This is a genomic window from Acidovorax sp. (assembly GCF_046339755.1).
Classification (GTDB): domain Bacteria; phylum Pseudomonadota; class Gammaproteobacteria; order Burkholderiales; family Burkholderiaceae_C; genus Acidovorax.
On the sequence record NZ_JBKDTZ010000021.1, the window covers coordinates 1 to 9525 of the forward strand.

The 9525-nt window shown below is 66.5% G+C and carries 7 protein-coding genes and 1 pseudogene; 7 read left to right on the plus strand and 1 reads right to left on the minus strand.

What is annotated here, in order from left to right; genetic code table 11:
- The first annotated feature begins 291 nt into the window (after positions 1-291).
- From ugpB to ACK59X_RS02130, 6 genes and pseudogenes are all read left to right on the plus strand, one after another.
- A complete protein-coding gene (ugpB, locus tag ACK59X_RS02105) occupies positions 292-1605 on the plus strand; it encodes a sn-glycerol-3-phosphate ABC transporter substrate-binding protein UgpB (RefSeq protein ID WP_409954794.1) in 1314 nt (437 codons plus the stop codon).
- 123 nt (positions 1606-1728) lie between these two features.
- A complete protein-coding gene (gene ugpA / locus ACK59X_RS02110) occupies positions 1729-2610 on the plus strand; it encodes a sn-glycerol-3-phosphate ABC transporter permease UgpA (protein ID WP_409954795.1) in 882 nt (293 codons plus the stop codon).
- Positions 2611-2612: 2 nt separating this feature from the next.
- Positions 2613-3464 (plus strand): annotated as a pseudogene (gene ugpE / locus ACK59X_RS02115) (sn-glycerol-3-phosphate ABC transporter permease UgpE).
- Between the two features lie 78 nt (positions 3465-3542).
- Complete coding sequence (locus ACK59X_RS02120; protein WP_409954796.1) at positions 3543-4553, plus strand: sn-glycerol-3-phosphate import ATP-binding protein UgpC; 1011 nt, start codon at positions 3543-3545, stop codon at positions 4551-4553.
- Between the two features lie 6 nt (positions 4554-4559).
- On the plus strand, positions 4560-5312 hold the full coding sequence (ugpQ, locus tag ACK59X_RS02125; protein WP_409954797.1) for a glycerophosphodiester phosphodiesterase: 753 nt from the start codon (positions 4560-4562) through the stop codon (positions 5310-5312).
- Between the two features lie 79 nt (positions 5313-5391).
- The gene (locus tag ACK59X_RS02130; protein WP_409954798.1) at positions 5392-7899 is read left to right on the plus strand and encodes a DUF3772 domain-containing protein; all 2508 of its coding nucleotides are present in this window, start codon (positions 5392-5394) and stop codon (positions 7897-7899) included.
- 1 nt (position 7900) lies between these two features.
- Here ACK59X_RS02130 and ACK59X_RS02135 read toward each other — a convergent pair whose 3' ends face one another.
- Complete coding sequence (locus tag ACK59X_RS02135) at positions 7901-8179, minus strand: hypothetical protein (protein ID WP_409954799.1); 279 nt, start codon at positions 8177-8179, stop codon at positions 7901-7903.
- Positions 8180-8250: 71 nt separating this feature from the next.
- Between ACK59X_RS02135 and hemA the strand changes: the two genes are divergently transcribed.
- On the plus strand, positions 8251-9525 hold a 1275-nt coding region (hemA, locus tag ACK59X_RS02140), incomplete at its 3' end, for a glutamyl-tRNA reductase (protein ID WP_409954800.1).

The following is a 9525-nucleotide window of genomic DNA, read 5'->3' on the forward strand; positions in this document are numbered from 1 at the left end:
ATGGCAGTTGATGGTTGCGAAAGAAATCGGAACGGGTCAGAAAACGCAATTGCGCACCGGATGGGGGCAGCACAAGCACCACTATGCACCAAGCATGGTGCAACGCACAAAACCTTGCCCAGCTCCGAGAATGCCCAAAGCTGTCACATAATCGTCACAAATAAACACATCAGCCGGTCACAGAGGGATTTCCCCCGTTGTGACCATGGCCGACAACGACACATCATTGTCACAAGGGCTGCCTAGCATCCGCCCTTTGTGCATTTCGCCATCCTCCAGAAGGAACTTTCCATGCAATTCAAGCACCTGGCACTGTCGGCTGCCATCGCCCTGTCCGTCTGCGCACCCGCGCAGGCCCAACAGCAAGTAGAAATCCAATGGTGGCATTCCATGAGCGCCGCCCTGGGTGACTGGGTGAACGATCTGGCCAAGCAGTACAACGCCAGCCAGACCAAGTACAAGGTCGTGCCCACCTACAAGGGCTCGTATGACGAATCGATGACGAGCGCCGTGGCGGCTTTCCGCGCCGGCAATGCGCCCCACATCATCCAGGTGTTCGAAGTGGGCACCGCCACCATGATGGCCAGCAAGGGCGCCATCGTTCCCGCCGCCAAGGTGCTGAACGACGGCGGTTTCAAGTTCGACCCCACCCAGTACGTGTCGGCCGTGGCCGGCTACTACACCGCACCCAACGGCCAGATGCTGAGCTACCCGCTCAACAGCTCGACCACCATCTTCTACTACAACAAGGATGCCTTCAAGAAGGCCGGCCTGGACCCTGAAAAGGCCCCCAAGACCTGGCCCGAAGTGTTCGCTGCCGCCTCCAAGCTCAAGGCCAGCGGCCACAGCTGCCCGTTCACCACGAGCTGGATCAGCTGGACGCAGCTGGAAAGCTTCTCGCTGTGGCACAACACGCTGTTCGCGTCCAAGAACAACGGTTTCGACGGCAACGACGCCCAACTGCAGATCAACACCCCGCTGCACGTGCGCCACTTCGAGAACCTGGCCAAGGCTTCCAAGGACGGCAGCTTCGTCTACAAGGGCCGCGCCAATGCGCCTGACGCCTCGTTCCCCTCGGGCGAGTGCGCCATGATCACCGGCTCGTCGGGCCTGTACGCCCGCGTCGCCAAGGAAGCCAAGTTCGCCTACGGCATCGCTCCCCTGCCCTACTACGACGATGTGAAGGGTGCCCCCCAGAACACCGCCATCGGTGGTGCCAGCCTGTGGATCATGTCCGGCAAGAAGGCCGAGGAATACAAGGGCGTGGCCGACTTCCTGAACTTCCTGAACGACACCAAGGTGCAGGCCGCCAGCCACCAGCGCACGGGCTACCTGCCCGTGACCACGGCGGCCTACAAGCTGACCGAAGCTTCCGGCTTCTATGAAAAGAACCCCGGCACCGACGTGGCCGTGACGCAGATGATCCGCAAGGCCACCGACAAGTCGCGCGGCATCCGCCTGGGCAACTTCGTGCAGATCCGCACCATCATCGACGAGGAAACCGAGCAGATCTGGTCGGGCAAGAAGACCCCCAAGGAAGCCCTGGACACGGCCGCAACCCGCGGCAACGAGCAACTGGTGCGCTTCGCACGCGCCAACAAGTAAGCGCTTTTCGAGCGTTCATGGCAGCGGCACCGGCACACCGGTCGGGTCGCTGCCGAAAGCCCGCCTCCCTTGCAAACCCACCCGGTTTGCTGGTTGGCGGGTTGTCTTTTTGAGAGTCTGGACATGGAAAAACGCGTTCTCTTTCGCTCCGCGTGGCTGCCGTGGGTGCTCATTGCCCCCCAGTTGGCCATCATCAGCGTCTTCTTCTTCTGGCCCGCGGGCCAGGCCCTGGTGCAGTCGCTGCAGGAGCAGGACGCCTTCGGCACGTCGACCAACTGGGTCGGATTCGACAATTTCAGGACGCTGTTCAACGACCCGGGCTACCTTGCGTCCTTCAAGACCACGGCCTTCTTCTCGGCCCTGGTGGCGGTGATCGGCATCAGCGTGTCCCTGGTACTGGCCATCTTCGCCGACCGCATCATCAAGGGCGCGCTGGTCTACAAGACCGCCCTGTTGCTGCCCTACGCCGTGGCCCCCGCGGTGGCTGGCGTGCTGTGGATGTTCATGTTCTCGCCCTCGCTGGGCGTGGTGGCCTACCTGCTGCGCAAGTCGGGCTTCGACTGGAACCACCAGCTCAATTCCGACCACGCCATGGCGCTGATCGTGATCGCCTCGGTGTGGAAGCAGATCTCCTACAACTTCCTGTTCTTCCTCGCGGGCCTGCAGTCCATCCCAAAATCGCTCATCGAGGCCGCCGCCATCGACGGTGCCGGCCCCTGGCGCCGGTTCTGGAGCATCCAGTTCCCGCTGCTCTCGCCCACCACCTTCTTCCTCCTGGTGATCAACGTGGTCTACGCCTTCTTCGACACCTTCGCCATCGTGGATTCCACCACGCATGGCGGCCCGGGGCGCGACACCTCGATCCTGGTCTACAAGGTCTACCACGACGGCTTCAAGGCCATGGACATGGGTGGTTCGGCCGCGCAATCGGTGGTGCTGATGGTGATCGTCGTTGCCCTGACGGTCATCCAGTTCCGTTATGTGGAAAAGAAAGTGCAGTATTGACCATGGTAGAGCGCAGCCCTTACCTCAAACTCTTCTCGCACCTGATCATGGTGCTGGGCGTGATCATCGTCGGCTTCCCGCTGTACCTGGCCTTCGTGGCGTCCACCCACACCGCCCAGGACATCGTGCAGGCGCCCATGCCCCTGCTGCCCGGCAGCAACTTCTGGCAGACATAACACGACACGCTTTTCGGCGGCGGCGCCGGCGCCGGCTCCACCGCGCCCGTGGCGCGCATGATGTGGGTGAGCTTCGTCACCGCCATCGTGATCACGGTGGGCAAGATCGCGATCTCGCTGCTCTCGGCCTTTGCCATCGTGTACTTCCGCTTTCCGTTCAAGGGCATCTGCTTCTGGCTGATCTTCATCACCCTGATGCTGCCCGTGGAAGTGCGCATCGGGCCCACCTACCAGGTGGTCTCCAACCTGGGCATGCTCAACACCTATGCGGGCCTCACGGTACCGCTGATCGCCTCGGCCACGGCCACCTTCCTGTTCCGGCAGTTCTTCCTCACGGTGCCCGACGAATTGGTCGAAGCCGCCCGCGTGGACGGTGCCGGCCCCATGCGCTTCTTCAAGGACATCCTGGTGCCGCTGTCGCGCACCTCGATCGCGGCGCTGTTCGTGATCCAGTTCATCTACGGCTGGAACCAGTACCTGTGGCCGCTGCTGGTGACCACCTCGGAAGACATGTACCCCGTGGTCATCGGCATCAAGCGCATGATCGCCGGCGGCGATGCCGGCAATGAGTGGAACATCGTGATGGCCACTGCCCTGCTGGCCATGCTGCCGCCCGCGCTGGTGGTGGTGCTGATGCAGCGCTGGTTCGTCAAGGGCTTGGTGGACACCGAGAAGTAACAGGCCGCACACACCCTCTCTATGACCGTGGCGGCACCACCCATGCCGTCCAGACACAACCCAGATCCTCCAGTTGTTATGGCATCCCTCTCTCTTCGCAACATCGTCAAGCGCTACGGCACCGGCCCCAAGGCCAACCAGGTCATCCACGGCGTGAACGCCGAGATCAAGGACGGTGAGTTCGTCGTCATCGTCGGCCCCTCGGGCTGCGGCAAGTCCACCCTGCTGCGCATGGTGGCGGGCCTCGAGGAAATCTCCGGCGGCGAGCTGCGCATCGGCGACCGCGTGGTGAACGACCTGGAACCGGCCCAGCGCGACATCGCCATGGTGTTCCAGAACTACGCGCTCTACCCGCACATGACGAACTTCGAGAACATGGCCTACGGCCTGAAGATCGCCAAGGTGCCCAAGGAAGAGATCAAGGCGCGCGTGGACAAGGCCGCCAAGATCTTGGAGCTCGGCCACCTGCTCGAACGCAAGCCGCGCGAACTCTCGGGCGGCCAGCGCCAGCGCGTGGCCATGGGGCGCGCCATCGTGCGCCAGCCCCAGGTGTTCCTGTTCGACGAACCGCTGTCCAACCTGGACGCCAAGCTGCGCGCCCAGACCCGCCTGGAAATCCAGAAGCTGCACCGCGAGCTCGGCATCACCAGCCTGTTCGTGACGCACGACCAGGTCGAAGCCATGACCCTGGCCCAGCGCATGATCGTGATGAACGCCGGCAACATGGAGCAGTTCGGCACGCCCGAAGAGGTCTACCACACGCCCGCCACGACCTTCGTGGCCAGCTTCATCGGCTCGCCACCGATGAACCTGCTCAAGAACGCGCCGGGCGGCAAGGAAGGCACCATCCTCGGCATCCGCCCTGAGCACCTGGACGTGGGCAGCGACGGCTGGGCCGTGACGGTGGAAACCGTGGAGCTGCTGGGCGCCGAGCGCCTGATCTACGGCCGCCTGAATGGCGAGCAGCTCATCGTGCGCGTGGAGGAAGGAACCCATTCGCCAGCGCCCGACTCGGTGATCCACGTCGCGCCGCGTACGGACCGGCTGCACGCCTTCGACGCAGCCACGGGCAAGCGCATCGCTGGCTGACGCGCCATGAGCCACGAGCAGATCCCCGCCTGGCCCTACCCCCGCTGGATCGCCCACCGGGGCGCGGGCAAGCTGGCACCCGAGAACACGCTGGCGGCCTTCCGCCTGGGTGCCCAGCATGGCTACCGCATGTTCGAATGCGATGCCAAGCTCAGCCGCGACGGCGTGCCCTTCTTGATGCACGACGCCACGCTGCAGCGCACCACCAACGGCCAGGGTACCGGCGGCGACCTGGACTGGAGCGCTCTGTCGCAGCTCGACGCGGGCGGCTGGCACTCGCGCGCCCATGCGGGCGAACCCCTGCCCACGCTGGAGGCGCTGGCGCGCTACTGCATCGCCAATGGCTATTTCCTGAACATCGAGATCAAGCCCACGCCCGGGCACGATGAAGTGACCGGCCGCGTGGTGGCCGAGACCGCTGCCCGCCTGTGGCAGGGCCAGGCCGTGCCGCCCCTGCTGTCATCCTTCCAGCCTGCCGCGCTGGCCAGCGCCCGTGCTGCCGCACCGCAGCTGCCGCGTGCCCTGCTGGTGGACGTGCACCGCCAGGGCTTCGTGGATGAGGCCGTCGGCCTGGGCTGCATGGCCATCGTCTGCAACCATGCGCTGTGGGATACCGCCCTGGTGGCCACTGTGCAGGGCCAGGGCATGTGCGCGCTGAGCTATACCGTGAACGATCCCTGGGCCGCACAGCGCCTGATCGCGCTGGGCACGGACGGCATCATCACCGACCGGGTGGATCTGTTCAGCCCGGCGGGCTGAAGAACCGGCCGGCTCCCTGCCGCGGCGGGCTGGAACACTCTCTCACAAGGGCTGCAGTGGGCGCAGCACAATGCGGGGCATGACATTGCATTGCATCCGTGCCCGCCTGGCGGCTGGCGCTGCCTTCCTGGCTTTCGTGCTGGCGCTGGCCGCGTTGGCGCCGCCTCCCGCACACGCCCAGGGCCGCACGCCGGCCCCTCCTGCAGCCCCCGCCAGTGCCTCCGGCAGCGAAAAGCCCGAACTGCCCAGCGTCGACGTGCTGCGCGAGCGCTTCGAGGCCATCCCCACCAAAATCGGCGAAGACGACGACTACCGCCAATGGCTCAGCGACATCTCGGCCATCGGCACGGCAGCCACCCAGGTGGCGGCACGGCGCGCCGAAGCGCTGGCCGACGTCGACACGCGGCTGTCCGGACTGGGCCCGGCCCCGGACAAGGGGGCCACGGCAGAAGCGCCCGACGTGGCGCAGCAGCGCAGCGCGCTGGCTAAGGAGCGCAGCAGCATCGATGCCGAGCTCAAGCTCGCGCGTCTGATCGCGGTGGATGCCGAGCAGCGCGGCGCCGAAATCATCCGCCAGCGCCGTGAGCAGTTCCAGACCGCGCTCACGACGCGCATCGACTCGCCCCTGACCGGCAGCTTCTGGCGCAATGTGCGCAGCGCCTTCCCCGGCGATCTGGCACGCCTGCAATCGCTGGGCACCGAGCTGCGGCAAGCGGCAGCCCGGGCCTGGGAGCCCGCACACCGCACCGGCTTCGTGGTCAGCATGGCCATGGCCTTGTTCGTGGCCATTGCCGGCCCCTGGCTGGCCGAGCGCCTGCTGCTGCGCCTGGCCCCGGCGCGGCTGCCGCCAGGGCGGCTGCGCCGTTCGCTGCTGGCCTTCGCATCGGTGCTGGTGCACACCATGCTGCTGGCCCTGGCCGTCCAGTTGGCCTGGGGCGGGCTCACGGTGGAGGCGTCCCCGAGCCCGCGCCTGCAGGCCTTCGAGCGCGCCACCCTGCAGCTGGCGGTGTTCGCGGCGTTCATGATCGCGCTCGGCCATGCGCTGATCTCCCGCAAGCGCAGTTCCTGGCGCCTCACCGCCCTGTCGGACGAGCTGGCCACGCGCCTCGCCCCCTACCCCTGGTGGCTGGCGCTGACGACCGTGCTCGGCGGGCTTGTCATCGAGGTCAACCGCGTGGTGGGCGCCAGCCTCTCGGCCGAGGTTTCGGCACACGCCGTGTCGGCCCTGCTGATGGCTCTGGTGATCCTGTGCGCACTGCGCCACCTGCGCGCCCCTGCCGCAACACCATCCGCTGGCGTGGGCCAGGAAGGGCAGGATGGCAGCAACGCCAGCGAGCCAGCCTCGCAGGCACCGGCCCCCCGCCCCATCTGGATGGGCCTGCTGGTGGCGGGCGCGGCCGCCACGGCCATCGCCATCCTGGTGCTGCTGGTGCTGGGCTTCGTGGCACTGGCGCACATGCTGGCCGGCCAGATGGTCTGGACCGGCGTGGTCTTTGCCACCACCTACCTGCTGTTCGAGCTGGTGGAGGACGTGGCGCAAGCCGTTCTGTCCTCGCGCGGCGGCTTTGGCCAGCGCCTGCACAAGGGCCTGGGCATCGACGGCAAGCTGCTCGACCAGAGCGCCGTGGTGGCCTCGGGCGCACTGCGCGTGGTGCTGCTGTTCTACATGGTGATCGCCTTGCTGGCCCCGCTGGGCACGGCGCCGGACGAAGTGTTCCGCCGCGGCGGCAGCGTGAACCAGACGCTGCAGGTGGGCAGCGTGACGCTGGCGCCGCAGGCGCTGCTCACGGCGCTGGCGATTGCCTGTGCCGGCTTCGTGATGATCCGCATCCTCAAGCGCTGGCTCAGCGACCAGTTCTTTCCCAACACCTCGCTGGAGCCTGGCATGCGCAGCTCCATCGTCACCCTGCTGGGCTATGTGGGTGGCGTGGCGGTGATTGCCATCGCGCTGGCGGGCCTGGGGATCAGCGTGGAGCGCATTGCCTGGGTGGCGAGTGCGCTCTCGGTGGGGATCGGCTTCGGGCTGCAGGCCATCGTGCAGAACTTCATCTCGGGCCTTATCCTGCTGGCCGAACGGCCGGTGCGCGTGGGCGACTGGGTGGTGCTGGGCGAGACCGAGGGCGACGTACGCCGCGTGAACGTGCGCGCCACCGAGATCCAGCTCGGGGACCGCTCCACCGTGATCGTGCCCAACTCCGAGTTCATCACCAAGACCGTGCGCAACATGACGCTCACCGGCGCCCCGGGCCGCGTGCTGCTGCGCCTGCCGGCACCGCTCGATACCGATGCCCAGCGCATGCGCACGCTGATCCTGGAGGCCTTCACCGCCCACGAGGGCATCATGGACGACCCCGAACCCATCGTGCAGCTCGAAGGCATCCTGAACGGCACGCTGACCTTCCTGGCGATTGGCTATGTGAGCAACCCGCGCAATGCGGGTGGGGTGCGCAGCGATCTGCTGTTTTCCATCCTGGACAAGCTGCGCGATGCGGGCCTGGCGCTGTCGCCGCCGGCCACCACCGCGGTGGCGCACAGTGCGCGGGCACAAGGAGGAGATACGCCCCTGGCGCCGGTTGCGCCGGGCTGACTCAGGCTTTCCAGCTTTTGCCCAAGCACCACTGGCAGGTGGCGCAGGCCACCACCAGGGCGGCATAGGTGGCCATCTTGCCGTCCCGGCCCAGAACCACCAGGCCGGCCAGCAGCACGGCGCTACCCACTCCCAATTGGATAGCGAACTGTGCCCATGCAGCGTAGTTCGAACCCGATTTCCAGCGGAGGATGCGGCTGCCCAGCGCCATCAGGACCGCCATGGCTGCGGCCGGGGCGAAGAAATTGAGCAGGTGGTTGAGCGTGTCCAGCGGACCCATAGGAATTGACCCAGATCAAGGCTATCCCAGGCAGTTGTACCGGGATGTTCCAACGATTTTATAATCGGGGCATGGCAGTCTGGGCCCTCGGCATCAACCACACCACCGCGCCCCTCGATCTGCGCGGCAGGTTCGCGTTCGCGCTCGACCAGATTGCGCCCACCCTGCAGGGCCTGCGCCAGTCGCTGGGCCAGCAAAGCCGCCACCCCAGCGTGGAAACGGCCATCATCTCCACCTGCAACCGCACCGAGATCTACTGCGCGGGCGAGCAGGCGGCCATCGACCACACCCTGGGCTGGCTGGCGCAAAGCGGCGGCGTGAGCCCGGCGCTGTTGCGCTCGCACTCGTATTCGCTCGAAGACAGCCTGGTGGCGCGCCACGCTTTCCGCGTGGCCAGCGGGCTCGATTCCATGGTGCTGGGCGAGGCGCAGATCCTGGGCCAGATGAAGGACGCCGTGCGCGCCGCCGAGACGGCCGGTGCCCTGGGCACCACGCTGAACCAGCTGTTCCAGCGCAGTTTTGCCGTGGCCAAGGAGGTGCGCACTTCCACCGAGATCGGTGCGCACAGCATCAGCATGGCGGCCGCCGCCGTGCGCCTGGCTGGCCAGCTGTTCGAAGACCTGGGCAAGATCCGCGTGCTCTTCGTGGGCGCGGGTGAGATGATCGAGCTGTGTGCCACGCACTTCGCGGCCAGGAACCCCAAGCAGATCGCGATTGCCAACCGCACGCTGGAGCGCGGCGAAAAGCTCGCCACGCGCTTTGGCGGCGAGGTGATGCGCCTGGCCGACCTGCCAGAGCGGCTGCACGAGTTTGACGCCGTCATCAGTTGCACGGCCAGCAGCCTGCCCATCATCGGCCTGGGTGCCGTGGAGCGCGCGCTCAAGAAGCGCCGCCACCGTCCCATGTTCATGGTGGACTTGGCCGTGCCGCGCGACATCGAGCCCGAGGTCAAGGCCCTGGGTGACGTTTACCTGTACACCGTGGACGACCTGGCCAGCGTGGTGCAGACCGCCCAAGCCAACCGCCAGGCCGCCGTGGCCCAGGCCGAGGCCATCATCGATGCGGGCGTGCAGAGCTTCATGCACTGGATGGACCAGCGCCACCCGGAAGGCGGCGTGGTGCCCCTGATCCAGCAGCTCAATGCCCAGACCGACAGCTGGCGCGCCGCCGAGATCGCGCGCGCCAAGAAGCTGCTGGCCCGCGGCGAGGACGTGGATGCCGTGCTCGAAGCCCTGTCGCGCGGCATCACGCAGAAGATGCTGCACGGCACCATGGCCGAGTTGCACTCGGCCGACGGCCCGCAGCGCGAACAACTGGCGGCCACCGCGTCCCCACGAGCCAATCTC